Raw genomic sequence first — 16,007 nt, forward strand, 5'->3', positions numbered from 1 at the left:
ATCTGAGGGGGTGACTCGAATCAATCACGGGCGAAGTCGTCAGCACAACGACTTTCGGCCGATCGCAGCGTTAGTTCGTGCCTATGTCCGCAGCGTCGCCCCGGACCAGCTTCTTGTCGCGCTCGGGGTTCGCGAAGAGCAGCGCCCCGACGGCGCACACGGCGGCGACGAGTCCGAGGGCCTGGAACGCGGTGGCGTACCCCTCGGCGGGCGAGGCGGCCGCGTCGACGATCAGACCCGTCGCGTAGGGGGCGACGAGGCCGCCGATCGCCATGACGGCGAGGAAGACGCCCAGGGTACCCGCGGTTTGGCGGGGCGGGCAGATCTCCGAGATCGCCGCGTTGAGCAGCGGGAACACCGACGCGGCGAAGCCGTAGCCGACGGAGACGACGAGGACGGCCACCGCGGGGGCGGTGATGGACGGGAGGGCCAGCAGGATCGCACCGCAGATCAGCACCCCGACGGCGGGGACGACGACGCGGACCACGCGGGACGTCGAGCCGCGTGCGAGCAGGCGGTCGCCGATGACGGACGACAGCAGCATCAGGATCAGCCCGGCGATGCTCGGGAACGCGAACATGGAGCCGGCCTGCAGGCGGCTGTACCCGAGACCCACCTCGAAGTACGACGGCAGCCACGTCAGAACCACGGCGACCAGGGCGTACACGCTCATGACGAGAAGCGCGCCACTGATGAACGTGCGGGTCCGGAAGATGCGACCCCACGGCACCGCCGGTTCACCGGCGTCACCGGCAACCGCGGAATCGGCACCCTTCCCGCTGCGGATGTACGGGCCCTCGCTCCAGACGGTGAGCCAGACGACGCACCACAGAACTCCGATGGCGGCCAGTGCGACCAGCGCGTAGCGCCATCCGAACGTGACGGTCACGAATGCGAGAGCAGGCGCGACGGCAATCTTCGCGATCGATGCGGCGCCGGCGAGCAGGGCGCTCGGCAGTCCGCGCTTGGCGGGGGCGTGCCACGAGTACGCCCCCGTGTGGAGCAGAGCGGAACTCGGACCTTCCGCGAGCCCGAGCAGCAGGCGGCTGACCAGGAGCACCGCGAAACTCGCGACGACCACGAGCGGAAGAATCGCGACGGACCAGGCGATCGCGAGCAGCAGCAGCGCCCACCGGAGCGACATCCAGCGGTTCAGCGCACCGGCGAAGAAGCCGCCGACGGTGAAGGTCAGAAAGAAGAGGCTGCCCACCAGCCCGATCTGCGAGGCGCTCAGCCCCAGTTCGTGGGCGAGGGGCTGGGCGATGATGCCGAGGACGGCCTTGTCGGCGTAGTTGACGACGTAGAGCAGCACGAGGAGCGCGGTCAGGCCCCAAGCGCGGCTGCGGGACTCGGAACCGATGGCGACGGCCCGGTCGAGGGTGGCAGAGGAGCGGGTCACGTGGTGATCCCTTCGGAGTATGTCGTGGCGTGGGTCACAGTGTCTCGATTCATTGAACGGACCGGGAAGCCGTCGATCAATACGTACTCGGCGAAGGCACCGGCTACGTCAGCCTATGGGTCGCCGACGTGCGGGTGCATTGGACTGCGCTATCCGACAGATAGCCCGAACACCTCTAGAAGGGCACCCGCAGATCGGGCATTCTGAAACCATGAGCCGCCTCGCCCACACCCTCGGTCTGACCGAATTCCAGACCGAGATCGTCGACACCGTGCGCACTTTCGTCGATCGCGACATCATCCCGGCCGCACAGGAACTCGAACACTCCGACACCTACCCCCAGGCCATCGTCGACAAGATGCGCGACATGGGCCTGTTCGGGCTGATGATCCCCGAGGAGTACGGCGGCCTGGGCGAGTCCCTGCTCACGTACGCGCTGTGCGTCGAGGAACTCGCCCGCGGCTGGATGAGCGTGTCGGGTGTGATCAACACCCACTTCATCGTCGCGTACATGATCCGTCAGCACGGCACCGACGCCCAGAAAAACCACTACCTGCCGCGGATGGCGACCGGTGAGGTGCGCGGCGCGTTCTCGATGTCCGAGCCCGAGCTGGGTTCCGACGTCGCCGCGATCCGCACCAAGGCCAAGCGCGACGCCGACGGCAACTACGTGATCAACGGCCAGAAAATGTGGCTCACCAACGGCGGCAGCTCGACGCTCGTCGCCGCACTGGTGCGCACCGAGGAGGGCGCCGCCAAGCCGCACGACAACCTGACCACGTTCCTGATCGAGAAGCCCGCCGGTTTCGGTGAGGTCCGCCCAGGCCTCACCATCCCGGGGAAGATCGACAAGATGGGCTACAAGGGCATCGACACCACCGAGTTGCTGTTCGACAACTACCGCGCTTGTGCCGGCGACGTCCTCGGCGGAACCCCGGGCCGCGGGTTCTCGCAGATGATGGACGGCGTCGAGGTCGGCCGGGTCAACGTCTCCGCCCGCGCGTGCGGGGTCGCGATCCGGGCGTTCGAGCTCGCCGCCCGGTACGCGCAGCAACGCAGCACGTTCGGCAAACCGATCGCCGAACACCAGGCGGTCGCGTTCAGCCTCGCCGAGATGGCGACGAAAGTGGAAGCCGCGCATCTGATGATGGTGAACGCGGCCCGCTTGAAGGACTCCGGGGAACGCAACGACGTTGCCGCGGGCATGGCCAAGTACCTCACCAGCGAGTACTGCTCGGAGGTGACCCAGGCCAGTTTCCGCATCCACGGCGGCTACGGCTACTCGAAGGAGTACGAGATCGAGCGTCTGATGCGCGAGGCACCGTTCCTCCTCATCGGCGAGGGCACAAGCGAGATTCAGAAGATGATCATCAGCAAGGGCGTACTGCGCAGTTACGCACTGTAATCCGAAGGAGACAACCCGTGCAGCGTACGGTGTTCAACGAAGATCACGACGCGTTCCGGAAGACGATCCGCGACTTCATCGCCAAGGAAGTCGCGCCCGTCCACCACGACTGGGAGGGCGAAGGGCATCCGCCTCGCGACTTCTACCGCCGGCTCGGCGAACTCGGCGTGCTCGGGATCCAGGTGCCGGAGGAGTTCGGCGGCGGCGGGGAGAAGAGTTTCAAGTTCGCCGCGGTGGTCGGCGAGGAGACGGCGGCCGCCGGCGTCACGTTCGGCAGCTATTCCGTGCACACCAACCTGATTCTGCCGTACCTGCTCGAGTACGCCAGTGACGAGCAGAAGCAGCGGTGGCTCCCCGGATTCGCGTCCGGCGACATCATGTTCGCGATCGCGATGACCGAACCGGGCACCGGTTCCGACCTCGCGAACATCGCGACGTCGGCGAAGCTGTCGGCGGACGGGTCGCACTACGTCCTCAACGGCGCGAAGACGTTCATCACCGGTGGCGCGCTCGCCGACCGGATCCTCGTGGTGTGCCGCACCGCGCCCAGCACTCCCGAGGACCGCCGGGCCGGTCTCACCATTCTCGTCGTCGACACCGCGTCCGAGGGTTTCGCGGTGGGCCGCAAGATCGAGAAGATCGGCCTGAAGGCGTCGGACACCGCCGAACTGTCCTTCACCGACGTGCAGGTGCCGGTGGCGGACCGCCTCGGCGAGGAGGGGGCCGGTTTCAGCTACCTCACCCACAACCTCGCGCAGGAACGTCTGTCCATCGCGCTCGGCGGGTCGGCGACCGCGGCGGCGGCGTTGCAGCACGCGATCGCGTACGTCAAGGAACGCAAGGTGTTCGGCAAGCCCGTCGCGGCGTTCCAGAACACCAAGTTCGTGCTCGCCGAGTGCGCCACCGAGGTCGAGGCGATCCAGCTGATGGCCGACCGCGCACTCGAACTGCACGACGCGGGCGAACTGACGGTCGCCGACGCCGCGAAGGCGAAACTGTTCTGCACCGAGGCTGCGGGCCGGGTCATCGACAAGTGCCTGCAACTGCACGGCGGGTACGGCTACATCCTCGAATACCCCATCGCGCGCCTGTACGCGGACACCCGGGTGTCGCGCATCTACGGCGGGACGAGCGAGGTCATGAAGACGATCATCGCGAAGGATCTCGGCCTCTGACCCCACACACCAACAGTATGGGCGTACTGTTTGAAGGCGTGGACGACATCTGGGATCCGGACAAGTACCTCGCCTTCGCGGACCATCGGGGGCGCCCGTTCTACGAGTTGCTGTCGCGTGTCGACACGCGGTCACCCCGCCGCGTCGTCGACCTCGGCTGCGGCCCGGGAAACCTGACCGTCAGCCTCGCCCAGCGGTGGCCGGACGCCGTCCTGGAGGCGTCCGACAGCTCGCCCGAGATGGTCCGGGCCGCGCGTGACCGCGGCCTCGACGCCGCCCGGCTGGACGTGCGCGACTGGACGCCGCAGCCCGACACCGACGTCGTCGTCTCCAACGCCGCCCTGCAATGGGTGCCCGAGCACCGGGAGTTGCTGCGCCGCTGGCCGGCACAGCTGCCGTCGGGGGCGTGGATCGCGGTGCAGGTTCCCGGCAACTTCGACGCGCCCTCGCACGCGATCGTCCGGGACCTCGCCGGGGCCGAGCGGTGGTCCCGGTGGTTGACGGACGTGCCGTTCCGGGCGGAGAACGTCGTCGACGATCCCGTCGGGTACGCGGGACTGCTCGCGGACGCCGGGTGCGTCGTCGACGCCTGGGAGACCACGTACGTCCAGCAGCTGACCGGGGAGAACCCGGTGCTGGAATGGATCACCGGGACGGCGCTCCGACCGGTCAAGGATGCCCTCTCGGCGCCGGACTGGGACCGCTTCCGCGACGAACTCGTCCCGCTCCTCGACGAGGCGTATCCCCGGCGACCGGACGGGAGCACGTTCTTCCCGTTCCGGCGCATCTTCGTCGTCGCCCGGGTGCAGTAGACCCCGGTCAGCCGTGGTGCCTGCGGTACGCCGCGGCCGCTCCGGGATGCAGCGGCACGCCGGCGGTGACGATCAACGACTGCCGGTCCAGGAACTGGCTGCCGGTCGCCTGATCCGGCACCAGTTCCGCCGCGTGGTCGATGAGCACCTCGACGATCGCGCCCGCGGCGTCGTCGGACACGGCCGGGTCGGCGAGAAGCAGGTTCGCGAGACCGATCGTCGCGACCGACGTCTGCTGTCCGTACGTGCCGGGCGGAATCAGCACCGGCTCGTAGCGCGGGCCGAACCGCACCCGCAGTAGCTCCAGTTCGGCGGACAGGTCGAGCAGTCGCAGCGGGATCCCGAGATCCGCGAACGACGGCGTCGGCACCCCGCCCGCCCACAGCACCGCGTCGACGGTGCCGTCCCGCAGGGCCTGCCCCGCGTCGGTCATCGACAGGTGCAGTCGCGTCACGTCTCCCGGGCCCGCCAGGCCCAGGACGTCGAGGATGCGCTCGCCCGTCAGTTCCGCTCCGGAGCCTGTGGCGCCCAGACTGATTCGGGCACCCCGCAGCTGCGCGGTGCCCGCGATCCCGGAATCGGCGCGCACCGCGAGCTGCATGTAGTTCTCGTACACCTTGCCGAGGGCGGTGAACGCGGCGCCGGCCTCCATCGCCGACACGGCGGCATCGGCGAGGCTCAATGCCAGTTCCGCGTCCCCGGACGCCAGCGCCGCCAGATTCTCCATCGACCCCGCGGTCCGGACCGGGACGATCCGCACCGGCAGTGCGGCACGTTCCGCGGCCGCGGCCGTCAACTGGGCGAACTCCCAGAAGAATCCGCCCTCCTCACCCGCGGCGAGCCGCAGCGGAGCGGTACCGCTGTCCGAGCACGCGGCGAGAACCGCACCCGTGGCCGCGGTCGCGCCCGCGGCGAGGACGCCGCGCAGCAGTGTTCGTCGCGTGATCACGGTGCCACCGCCGGGAGTGCCAGCGTCACCCGGAGCCCGTGTGGCCGTTCCGCGACGACCGCCAGAGCCCCACCGGCGCCCTCGACCAGTGCGGTCGCGATGGACAGTCCGAGGCCGGTGCCCTGCTGCGCCGCCCCGGACCCGCGGAAGAACCGCGCAGACAGTTTGCCGATCTCGTCCTCGCTCACCCCGACCCCGTCGTCGCTGACCCGGATCTCGATTCCGGCGGCGGACCGTCCCGTGTCGATCCGGACTGTCGAACCGCGGCCGGCGTACGCGTGCGCGTTGCTGAGCAGGACGTCCAGGACCTGGGACAGGTGACTGTCCCGGAAGTCGGCGACCAGCGGCTCGGCCGGTGGCCGGAACGCGAGGGTCATTCCCGATTCCCCGAGGGCCTCCGTCCAGGCGTCGGCACGGTCCGCGAGGACGGCACCGATGTCGCAGCCGCCGGGCGCGGACTCGTCCTCGCCGGCGTCGGCGGGTGATTCGGCGACGGCGAGCGCCAGCAGCCCGTCGAGAATTCCGCCGAGCCGATCGACCTCCATCCCCGTCCGGCGGTAGGTTTCGGCGCCGGCCTCGGCGACGTGCGGGCCGAGGGAATCGAGCCGGATGTGCAGGGCCGCGAGCGGGTTTCGGAGCTGATGGGCGGTGTCGGCGATCAGCTGACGCTGCGCCTGACCCGACGCCTGGACGGCGCCCGACATGGTGTCGAACGCCTTCGCGAGTTCCTGTACCTCCGGCGGTCCGCTGTACCGGCCGGAGGGCCTCTCGGCGGTGCGACCCGCCCGCGGGCGCGGCGACGGGACCGCCTCGGCCAGGGCGCCGACCCTGGCGGTGAGCGCCCCGAGCGGGCGAACCGTCCACCGGGACAGCGCGATCGCGACGGCCGTGACCGCTGCCAGCGCGCCGAGCGCCCCCGCGACGATCACCAGCCACGACGTCCGGATGGATTCCCGGGCGGCGCGGGTGGACACGTCCAGCACGACGGCGCCGTCCACCTGTGCCCCGGTGCCGACGGGCACGGCCGACAGCACCCGGTTCGCCGACCACGGGGTCAGCGAACCGCTGATCCCCTGCTTCTGGTTGCGCAGTCCCGCCGTGATCGCCGCGGCGACGTCGGAGTCGTCCGGGGACAGTCCCGCCCCGGCGCGGACGTTGGCCCGAGCGTCGACGATGAGGACGCCCTCGCCGTACAACTCGTGGTAGCGGGCCACCTCCTCGCGCAGCAGCGTGGTGCTTCCGGGGGCCTGGGTCTGCCCGGCGAGGCTCGCGAAATGCGTCGCGTCCGCCTCCCGGCTCAGCCGCAGGGCCTGAGTCCGCCCGGCGCTGGTGGCCAGCGCAAGGGGGACGGCGAAGGCCACCACCGCGACGGCCGCGAACACCAGCAGGACGGCGAGCACCCGGCGGCGCACGTCAGGTGCCCCAGCGGTAGCCGTACCCGCGGATGGTCGAGATGAGGCCGGGGCGGCCCAGTTTCGCGCGCAGCCCGGTCATGTGCACGTCGAGGGTGCGGGAGATGGCCACGTACGCGTCGCCCCACACGGCGTCCATCAACTGCTGACGGCTCACCGCGGCGCCGGGGCGGGCGACGAGCACCTCGAGCAGCTCGAACTCCTTGGCCGTCAACGCAACCAGAGCCCCGCCGACCTCCACCTCACGCGCCGAAAGATCGACCACCACATCGCCCTCGGTGACCGTCTGCCCGGCCGAAGGTCCGGTCGCGCGGCGGCGCTGGGTCACCACGTCGAGCCGCGCCAGCAGTTCCGCGAGCCGCGCCGGTTTGACGAGGTAGTCGTCCGCCCCGCCGCGCAGTCCCCGCACCACCGACCGTTCGTCGTCGCGGGCCGTGAGGATCACCACCGGAACGTCGCTGACGGCCCGCAGCTGCCGGAGCACCTGCAGGCCGTCCGCGTCGGGGAGACCGAGGTCGAGGATCACCGCGTCCATACCGCGATGGCCGAGAAGGAGATCGGAGCCGCGGCGCATGCGCACCGCCTCGTGGCCGTGGGTTCCCAGCGCCTCCACGAGTGCGTCGCCGACTCCGTCGTCGTCCTCGACCACCGCGATCTGCACGTCACTTCCCTTCGATCAGCTCCGCGAGTCGACCAGCTCGACGTCGTCGTCCGGGGTGTCCTCCCGGCTGGCCGGCCGGTCGAGGGGCGAACCGTTCGAAGTCTCACGCATGAAGACGTAGACGACGAGCGAGATGGCGATACACCCGGTCACGTAGTAGAAGAATAGCGATTCGTGGCCTGCCCGCTTCAGGGCGAGGGCGACGGTCTCGACGGTTCCGCCGAAGATCGCCAACGTGAGGGCGTACGGCAACCCGACGCCGAGCGCACGGACCTTGGTCGGGAACAGCTCGGTCTTCACGATCGCGTTCACCGACGTGTATCCGGTGACGACGATCAGTCCCAGCATCATCAGCGCGAACGCGACCAGCGGGTTCGTCGTGGTCCCGAGCACGGTCATCAGCGGCACGGTCAGGACGGTTCCGCCCACGCCGAAGAAGATGAGCAGCTTCCGGCGGCCGATGCGGTCGGACAGTGCGCCGCCGATCGGCTGCAACACGATGAACACCAGCAGGGCCGCGAAGTTGATCCACGCCACCGTGTCCTTGGAGATGCCGGACGTGTTGATCATGTACTTCTGCATGTACGTGGTGTACGTGTAGAACGCCACGCACCCACCCAGCGTCAGGGCGCAGACCAGCAGGCACTCGCGGGGGTACTGCAGCAGCATCCGGAGCGAACCTTCCTTCGGCCCACCGTCCGAGGTGTCTGCGTCACGCTTGGCCTCCACCTCGTCGGTGAACGCCTCCGACTCGTCCATCGTGCGACGGAGCCACATCACCGCGACGGCACCGGCGGCGCCGATCAGGAACGGGATCCGCCAGCCCCACGACTGCATGGCCTCCGCCGGCAGTGTCAGCTGCAGGACGATCTGCACACCCAGTGCGATCAGCTGCCCGGCGACGAGCGTGACGTACTGGAAGCTGGAGTAGAACCCGCGTCTGCCCGGCGAGGCGACCTCGGCCAGGTACGTGGCGCTGGTGGCGTACTCGCCGCCGACCGACAGTCCCTGCAGCATCCGGGCGATCACCAGCAGCACCGGCGCCACGATCCCGATGCTCGCGTACGACGGCGTGACGGCGATGACGAGCGAACCCGCCGCCATCACCGTCACCGACAGGGTGAGCGCCGACCGGCGACCGCGGCGGTCCGCGTACCGGCCCATGATCCAGCCGCCGATCGGCCGCATGAGGAACCCGACCGCGAAAACGGCTGCCGTGGACAGCAGCTGCGCGGTGGTGTCGCCCTCGGGGAAGAACTCCTTCGCGAAGTACACGCTGAACGCCGCGTAGACGTACCAGTCGTACCATTCGATCAGGTTGCCGACCGAACCCTTCAAAACATTGCCGATGACTCGGCGCTCACCCGTCGATGTGGTGCTCACGCGGGACTCCTCTCGATGCCCTGGATCTCTGCGTTCACACCACAGTGGGTCACGTCACATCGATACGGAAGGGCCGCGGAGCCTTCCTAACACTCCCTTAGGAAAGAGCCCCCGTGAGTACTTATCAACCGCGGGCGGTTAACAAGTACTCACGGCTGGGGTGTCCTCGCCGAGCCGCGGCGGGGCGCTGCGATAGCTCGCCGGGGTGGCGCTGAGCCGGATCGGGTTCGCCACCTGCCGCACCGGCCGGTCCCTGCGCGGATCGTCGATCTCGACCACCGGGTTCAGCCCGAGCCGCTCGGCGAGCGCCACCGCGTCGGCGATGTCGTTGAGCGGCCCGCACGGGACACCCTGCTCGGTCAGCTTCTCGAACCACACGTCCGCGGAGTCCGCGGACAGCGCGTCGGTGATGTCCCGGACCAGTTGCTCGCGGTGCGCCACCCGTTGCGTGTTGGTCGCGTACCGCTCGTCGTCGGCGAGTTCGGGCACACCGAGAACCTCGACGAGAGAGGCGAACTGCCGGTTGTTCCCCACCGCCAGCACCAGCGGACGGTCGCCGGTCCGGAACACCTCGTACGGCGCGATGCTGGGGTGCCGGTTGCCCATCGCCTGCGGGACGACACCGGCGCCCACATACCCCGACGTCTGGTTCGCGAGCGCGGACAGCAGCGACGACAGCAGGTTCACCTCGACGCGCTGCCCCTCCCCGCTCCGGTCGCGGTGCCGCAGCGCCGCCAGGATCCCGACCGCGGCGTGCAGCCCGGTGATGACGTCGACGACCGCCACCCCGACCTTCGTCGGAACGCCGGGTTCCGGACCGGTGATGCTCATCAACCCGCCGACGGCCTGGATGAGCAGGTCGTATCCGGGGAGGTTGTTCTGGCCGCCGAACCCGGTCACGGAGCAGTAGACGACGTCGGGATTGATCTCCCGTACGGCGTCGTAGCCGAGCCCGAGCCGGTCCATGGTGCCGGGCAGGAAGTTCTCCACCACCACGTCGGCCCGGGCGGCCAGTTCCCGTGCCTGTTCCAGGTCGACGGGGTCGCGTAGGTCCCAGGCGAAGGACCGCTTGTTGCGGTTGACGGATTGGAAGTAGGTGGACTCGTCGCCCACCCACGGCGGACCCCACTGCCGCGTGTCGTCGCCGACGCCGGCACGCTCGATCTTCACGACCTCGGCGCCGAGATCGGCGAGCAGCATCGTGGCGTACGGCCCGGCGAGCACCCGCCCGAAGTCGGCGATCAGCAGGCCCTCCAGCGAAGCAGTCACCGGAACGCTGCCTCGCCCGTCAGCGCGCGGCCGATCACCAGCTGGTGCACCTCGGACGTTCCCTCGTAGGTCAGCACCGACTCGAGGTTGTTGGCGTGCCGGATCACGGGGTATTCCAAGGTGATTCCGTTGGCGCCGAGGATGGTCCGGCACTCGCGGGCGATGGCGATGGCCTCGCGGACGTTGTTCAGCTTGCCCGTGCTGACCTGCTCGGGGCGTGCCTCGCCGCGATCCTTCAGACGTCCGAGGTGGTAGGCGAGGAGGTGCCCCTTGCCGACCTCGAGGGCCATGTCGGCGATCTTCACCTGCGTGATCTGGTAGGCGGCGAGCGACTTGTCGAACACCTGACGGTCCTGCGCGTAGGAGATCGCGGACTCGAGGCAGTCGCGGGCCGCGCCCATCGCACCGAAGATGATGCCGAAGCGGGCCTCGTTGAGGCAGCCCAGCGGGCCCGACAGTCCCTTGGCCTCGGGCAGCATCGCGGATTCGGGCAGCCGGACGTCCTCGAGCACGAGTTCCGAGGTGACGGACGCGCGCAGCGACATCTTGTGCTTGATCTCGGGCGCCGAGAACCCGGGGGTGTCGGTGGGCACGACGAATCCGCGGATGCCGTCGTCGGTGCGCGCCCACACGACCGCGACGTCGGCGACGGATCCGTTGGTGATCCACATCTTGGTGCCGTTGAGGATCCAGTCGTCACCGTCCCGCTTGGCGTTGGTGCGCATGCCCGCGGGGTTGGAACCGAAGTCGGGTTCGGTCAGACCGAAGCAGCCGATCGCCTTGCCCGCGGCCATGCGGGGCAGCCATTCCTGCTTCTGGTCCTCGCTGCCGTAGTTATGGATCGCGAACATGGCCAGCGAGCCCTGCACGGACACGAGGCTGCGGATTCCGGAGTCGACGGCCTCGAGTTCCAGGCAGGCCAGGCCGTAGGCGGTGGCGCTCATGCCGGCGCAGCCGTAGCCGTCGAGGTGCATGCCGAGCACACCGAGTTCGCCCAGCCCTTCCGCGAGCTCGCGCACGGGCAGCGCGGCCGCCTCGAACCATTCGCCGATGTGGGGCCGGATCTTCTCGTCCGCGAATCGGCGCACGGTGTCGCGGATCGCGATCTCCTCGGTGTCGAGCAGCGAGTCGAGGGCGAACAGCTGGGACAGGGTCTGCGAGTCGGACATGTGTTCCTCCACGGGGCCGGTGTGGCTGCTGTGCAAACGTTCGCGAGAACGATTGCACGAACGATTTCGTCACGTAGACTAAGTCGCGTTCCGGCGGACGTCAACCACGCGGCCTGCCGGGTCCCCGACCCCGACCGCGAGGATTGCCCGTGAACCTGCCGGACCGCCCGACACGCACCTCCGGGCGTCCGCCGACCCTCCGCGAGATCGCCGAACGCGCCGGCGTCCACGTGTCGACGGCGTCCCGGGTGCTCCGGCAACCCGAACCCGCCGACGGCTGGTCCGAGGCCGCACTGCGGGTGCGCGAGGTGGCGGTCGAACTCGGCTACCAGCCCAACCTGTGGGCCGCGAGCCTGCGGACCCGCAAGACCACCACCCTCGGCGTCGTCATGCCGCGACTCACCGACGGGGTGGTCGCGACCATGTTCCAGGGCATCGAGGAGACGGCCACGCAGGCCGGCTACTCGGTGCTGCTGTCGAGCCCACCCGACGACCTCGACGCCCAGCGCCGCGCCATCGAATTCCTCGTCAGCAGGCAGGTCGACGGCCTCCTGCTCAGCAGCCTGCACAGCCCCGGCCGCGAATTCGTCGACTCGCTGTCGGTGGGATCGCTGCCGATGCTGCAACTCAACCGGCACGCCGACGTCGGTCTGCCGTTCGTGTCCGGCGACGACCACCGGGGCGGCTACCTCGCCGGACGCCACCTCCTCGACCGCGGGTTCACCGAGATCGCCGCCATCGCCGGCCCCGACCACGCGAGCACCTCCCGCGACCGGCTCGCCGGATTCCGGGACGCGCTGGCCGAGAACGGCATCGAACTCGGGCCGGACCGCGTCGTCCGCTCCGACTTCGACGTGTCCGGCGGTGTCGCCGCGGCCACCGTCCTTCTGGAGTCGGATTCGCGCCCCGAGGCGATCTTCACCGTCAGCGACACCATCGCGATCGGCGTCCTCGGCGTCGCCCGCGACCTCGGACTGCGCATCCCCGACGACCTCGCGCTCGTCGGCTACAACGACATTCCGGTGGTCGCCCAGCTGCCGGTGCCGCTGACCACCGTCCGGTCACCCGCCCGCCTCATCGGCGCGACGGGTGTACGTCATCTCCTGTCGATCATCGCGGGCAACGACGTCGAATCGGTGAAGCTCCCGGTCGAACTGGTCGAGCGGGCGTCGACACTGAAGTAGTCAGAGCTTGGCGCGCAGTTCGCGTTTGAGCAGCTTTCCGCTCTGATTGCGGGGCAACTCGTCCACGAACACCACCTGCTTGGGCACCTTGAACGGCGCTATGCGCTCCTTGACGTGGGCGATCAACCCGTCGGGCGTCACGCCGGACGCGTCCTCCCGCAGCACCACAACCGCGGTGATCGCCTCGATCCACTTCTCGTCCGGCGTCCCGATGACGGCCACCTCGGCGACGTCCGGGTGCGTGTAGACGGCGTCCTCGACCTCCCGCGACGCCACCAGGATGCCGCCGGTGTTGATGACGTCCTTGATGCGGTCGACGACGGTGATGTACCCCTCCGGGTCCCGAGTCACCAGATCGCCCGAGTGGAACCAGCCGTCGCGGAACGCGTCCGCGGTGGCGTCGGGGTTGTCCCAGTACCCCAGGCACAGCTGGGGCGAACGGTAGAGCACCTCGCCGGGCGTGCCGTCCGGAACGTCGTTGCCGTCCGGATCCACCACCCGCGTCTCGACGAAGAACACGGCCTTGCCGCACGACGACGGCCGCGCCTCGTGCTCCGCGGGCTGCAGCACCGTGGCGAGCGGCCCGATCTCGGACTGCCCGAAGCAGTTGTAGAAGCCGAGGTCGGGGTAGCGTTCGCGCAGCCGGTTCAGCACCGTCACCGGCATGATCGACGCACCGTATTGCGCCTTCTTCAGCGACGACAGGTCGCGGGTCTCGAGGTCGGGATGTCCGGCGAGCGGCACCCACACGGTCGGGGCCAGGAACAGCGAGCCGATGCGATCGGCTTCGATGCGCCGCAGGATCTCCGGAATATCGGGGGTCTGCATCAGATTCACCGAGGCGCCCACCGACAGGTACGGCAGCATGAACACGTGCATGCCCGCCGAGTGGTACAGCGGCATGCAGATCAGCGGATTGTCCCCCTCGCTCAGCGCGAGGGCGATCACGGAGGAGACGTACTCGTGCACGAGCCCGCCGTGAGTCATCATGGCGCCCTTCGGCTTCGACGTCGTCCCCGACGTGTACAGCAGCTGCGCCAGGTCGGTGGACGCGACCGGCGCGGCCACGGCGGGCACGTCGCCGGAGCCGGAGTGGGCGAGCAGGGAATCCTCGGCGTCGCGCAGCGGCACCACGTGCCGCAGGTCCAGCCCGTCCCGGATCGAGTCGAGGGTGCCCCGCAGCGCCGGATCGACCAGCACGGCGGCGCTCCCGGACTGCGATACCAGGTAGGTCAGCTCCTCGCCCTTCAGCGCATAGTTGACGGGGACGTGCACGAGACCCGCACGCGCGCAAGCCAGGAACCCGATCGTGTACGCGTCCGAGTTGGTGCCGTACGCGGCGACGCGCTCACCGGCCGACAGTCCCAGCGACTGCAGGTAGGCGGCAGCGCGGCTGACCCCGTCGTCGAGTTCCCGGTACGTCCACGTGCGGTCCTCGAACGTCAGCGCCCTGCGGTCGGGGAACTTGGCGGCCGAGCGCCGCAGCACTCCGTCGACGGTATCGGTGCGCGCATCCAGACTCATGCACGAAGGTTATAGGACGTCCAACTACCTCGCCAGAGGTTCGCTACCTCCCAGCCGACACCAGCATCGGCGAATGCATGTCGTAGTACGTCACGTCGTCAGTCAGCCGGCCCTCCTCCTCGAACAACGACCTCAGGTCGTCCGGTATCTCCAACTTCTCGTGGGAACGGGCCTCCGCTTCGGATGTGAAGTACACCGCCTCGACGTACCCGCCGTCGCCGTACGTGCACAACGTCCCACCGAGGATCTCCGGTCGCAGTTCGTGCACCCGGTCGGCGGACTCGTCCAGCAACTCCCGCATCCGGTGCGGGTCCGTCGTGTGGCCCTCCATGACCTGCACGAACGTCGCGTCGTCCGAACCGCCGCCCATCCACTCGGCCACCTCGGGGCAGTCCATGAAGGACACCGGGCCGTCGAAGCACCGCTCGGTCTCCGCCCACCAGGCGCCCTGCTCGGGACGCTCACTGTTGAGCCGGGCCGCTTCGGCGGATTCGAATCGCGCCAGTGCGATGAACGTTCCGTCGTCGCACAATCCCTGGGTGCATCCGAGGAAGCCCGTCGCCCCCGGCCGGATGTCCTCGGTCCAGCGATCCATGCACCGGACGAGGCCGGCCTCGTCCGACACCTTTCCTTGAATGATCTGAATGAACATCGATGTCACCTCCCGCGGGACAGTCGCCCCGCAGTGAGAACATTCTCGGTGGCCGGCCTGCCGCGGTCCACCGTCGGCGGGCGCCGACGGCCCGCGGCCGCAGCCACTGCACCCCTGATCTTTCGCCGGTTCGCGACACCACGCAATGCACGCAGGGCCAGTCGTGGAGGGCTATTTTCCCTGCCACTGCGGGGTGCGCTTCTCGACGAACGCCTGCATGCCTTCCTGGGCGTCGCAGGTGACGGCGTTGGTGGCCATCGTCTCGGCCATCGCCCGGTACGCCTCGTCCTGGGGCAGGTCGATCTGGCGGTAGAACGCCTGCTTGCCGATCTTCACGGTGAGCGGGCTGGCCTTCGTGATTTTCGCGGCGAGCGCCCGGGTCTGTGCGTCGAGTTCCTCCGGCGCGACCACCAGGTTCACCAGACCCCAGTCGGCCGCGGTCTCGGCATCGATCGTCTCGCCTGTCAGCAGCATCTGCAGTGCACGCTTGCGTCCGATCGCGCGGCTGAGCGCCACCATCGGGGTCGAGCAGAACAGGCCGATCTTCACTCCCGGCGTCCCGAACACGGCGTTCGACGACGCCACCACCAGGTCACACGACGCCGCGAGCTGACAGCCCGCCGCAACCGCCGCGCCCTGCACGGAGGCGATGACCGGCTGCGGAATGTCCTGCACGGCCTGCATCATCTCGACGCATGTGTCGAAGATGGCCTGCTCGTCCTCCAGGGTGCGGCCGATCATCTCCTTCAGGTCGTGACCCGCGGAGAACACCGGTCCCGCAGCCCTGATGACGACGACGCGGGTGGTGTCGTCGTCGCCCAGTTTCCGAAGCGCAGCGGTGACATCTCGCATGGCCTCGGACGACAGCGGATTGCGCTGGTCGGGGCGGTTCAGGGTGAGGAACGCGACGCCGGTGTCCGGCAAGGCAGTGGTCTCGACGAAGTTCTGGGCAGTGGTCTCGACGAAGTTCTCGGTCATGACTACTGCCTACCACCCGTGAGTACTTCCTAACC

General features: G+C 69.1%; 14 protein-coding genes. 4 read left to right on the plus strand and 10 right to left on the minus strand.

The annotated features are described in order from the left end of the window. Positions 1-70 precede the first annotated feature (70 nt). Positions 71-1,399, minus strand: a complete 1,329-nt coding sequence (locus I1A62_RS18465; protein ID WP_219459361.1) for an MFS transporter — start codon at positions 1,397-1,399, stop codon at positions 71-73. Between the two features lie 211 nt (positions 1,400-1,610). Between I1A62_RS18465 and I1A62_RS18475 the strand changes: the two genes are divergently transcribed. Genes I1A62_RS18475 through I1A62_RS18485 form a run of 3 tightly spaced genes read left to right on the plus strand, consistent with a single transcriptional unit; the run spans position 1,611 to position 4,791 of the window. After that, positions 1,611-2,804, plus strand: a complete 1,194-nt coding sequence (locus tag I1A62_RS18475; protein ID WP_219461264.1) for an acyl-CoA dehydrogenase family protein — start codon at positions 1,611-1,613, stop codon at positions 2,802-2,804. Between the two features lie 17 nt (positions 2,805-2,821). Beyond that, entirely contained in the window at positions 2,822-3,979 is a 1,158-nt protein-coding gene (locus I1A62_RS18480) for an acyl-CoA dehydrogenase family protein (protein ID WP_219459362.1), read from the plus strand. A 47-nt stretch (positions 3,980-4,026) separates the two neighbouring features. Further along, positions 4,027-4,791, plus strand: coding sequence for a trans-aconitate 2-methyltransferase (locus I1A62_RS18485; protein WP_219461265.1), 765 nt, complete (start codon positions 4,027-4,029; stop codon positions 4,789-4,791). Between the two features lie 7 nt (positions 4,792-4,798). Here the strand turns inward: I1A62_RS18485 and I1A62_RS18490 are convergent, their stop codons facing one another. From I1A62_RS18490 to I1A62_RS18515, 6 genes are all read right to left on the minus strand, one after another. Beyond that, positions 4,799-5,740, minus strand: coding sequence for a TAXI family TRAP transporter solute-binding subunit (locus I1A62_RS18490; RefSeq protein WP_219459363.1), 942 nt, complete (start codon positions 5,738-5,740; stop codon positions 4,799-4,801). After that, on the minus strand, positions 5,737-7,152 hold the full coding sequence (locus tag I1A62_RS18495) for a HAMP domain-containing sensor histidine kinase (RefSeq protein WP_219459364.1): 1,416 nt from the start codon (positions 7,150-7,152) through the stop codon (positions 5,737-5,739). Before I1A62_RS18495 ends, I1A62_RS18490 begins: the two co-directional genes overlap by 4 nt. Before the next feature lies 1 nt (position 7,153). Then, positions 7,154-7,813, minus strand: a complete 660-nt coding sequence (locus I1A62_RS18500; protein WP_219459365.1) for a response regulator transcription factor — start codon at positions 7,811-7,813, stop codon at positions 7,154-7,156. A gap of 15 nt (positions 7,814-7,828) precedes the next feature. Beyond that, positions 7,829-9,196 (minus strand): MFS transporter, encoded by a 1,368-nt coding sequence (locus I1A62_RS18505; RefSeq protein WP_219459366.1) that lies wholly within the window; start codon positions 9,194-9,196, stop codon positions 7,829-7,831. 138 nt (positions 9,197-9,334) lie between these two features. Beyond that, on the minus strand, positions 9,335-10,465 hold the full coding sequence (locus I1A62_RS18510) for a CaiB/BaiF CoA-transferase family protein (protein ID WP_124391159.1): 1,131 nt from the start codon (positions 10,463-10,465) through the stop codon (positions 9,335-9,337). Then, a complete protein-coding gene (locus I1A62_RS18515) occupies positions 10,462-11,634 on the minus strand; it encodes an acyl-CoA dehydrogenase family protein (protein WP_219459367.1) in 1,173 nt (390 codons plus the stop codon). Before I1A62_RS18515 ends, I1A62_RS18510 begins: the two co-directional genes overlap by 4 nt. A gap of 149 nt (positions 11,635-11,783) precedes the next feature. On the opposite strand from I1A62_RS18515, the gene I1A62_RS18520 reads away from it, so the two are divergent. Next, the gene (locus I1A62_RS18520; RefSeq protein ID WP_219459368.1) at positions 11,784-12,818 is read left to right on the plus strand and encodes a LacI family DNA-binding transcriptional regulator; all 1,035 of its coding nucleotides are present in this window, start codon (positions 11,784-11,786) and stop codon (positions 12,816-12,818) included. On the opposite strand, the gene I1A62_RS18525 is transcribed toward I1A62_RS18520, so the two are convergent. The 3 genes from I1A62_RS18525 to I1A62_RS18535 form a co-directional block, all read right to left on the minus strand. Beyond that, on the minus strand, positions 12,819-14,342 hold the full coding sequence (locus I1A62_RS18525; protein WP_219459369.1) for an acyl-CoA synthetase: 1,524 nt from the start codon (positions 14,340-14,342) through the stop codon (positions 12,819-12,821). Positions 14,343-14,385: 43 nt separating this feature from the next. Further along, positions 14,386-14,994 carry a hypothetical protein gene (locus I1A62_RS18530; RefSeq protein ID WP_124391155.1) on the minus strand — a complete coding sequence of 203 codons (609 nt, stop codon included), beginning with the start codon at positions 14,992-14,994 and terminating at the stop codon, positions 14,386-14,388. A 171-nt stretch (positions 14,995-15,165) separates the two neighbouring features. After that, a complete protein-coding gene (locus tag I1A62_RS18535; protein WP_124391154.1) occupies positions 15,166-15,972 on the minus strand; it encodes an enoyl-CoA hydratase in 807 nt (268 codons plus the stop codon). Between the last annotated feature and the right edge of the window lie 35 nt (positions 15,973-16,007).

The sequence above is a fragment of the Rhodococcus sp. USK10 genome (assembly GCF_019378875.1).
In the GTDB taxonomy this organism is placed as follows: Bacteria; Actinomycetota; Actinomycetes; order Mycobacteriales; family Mycobacteriaceae; genus Rhodococcus_F; species Rhodococcus_F pseudokoreensis.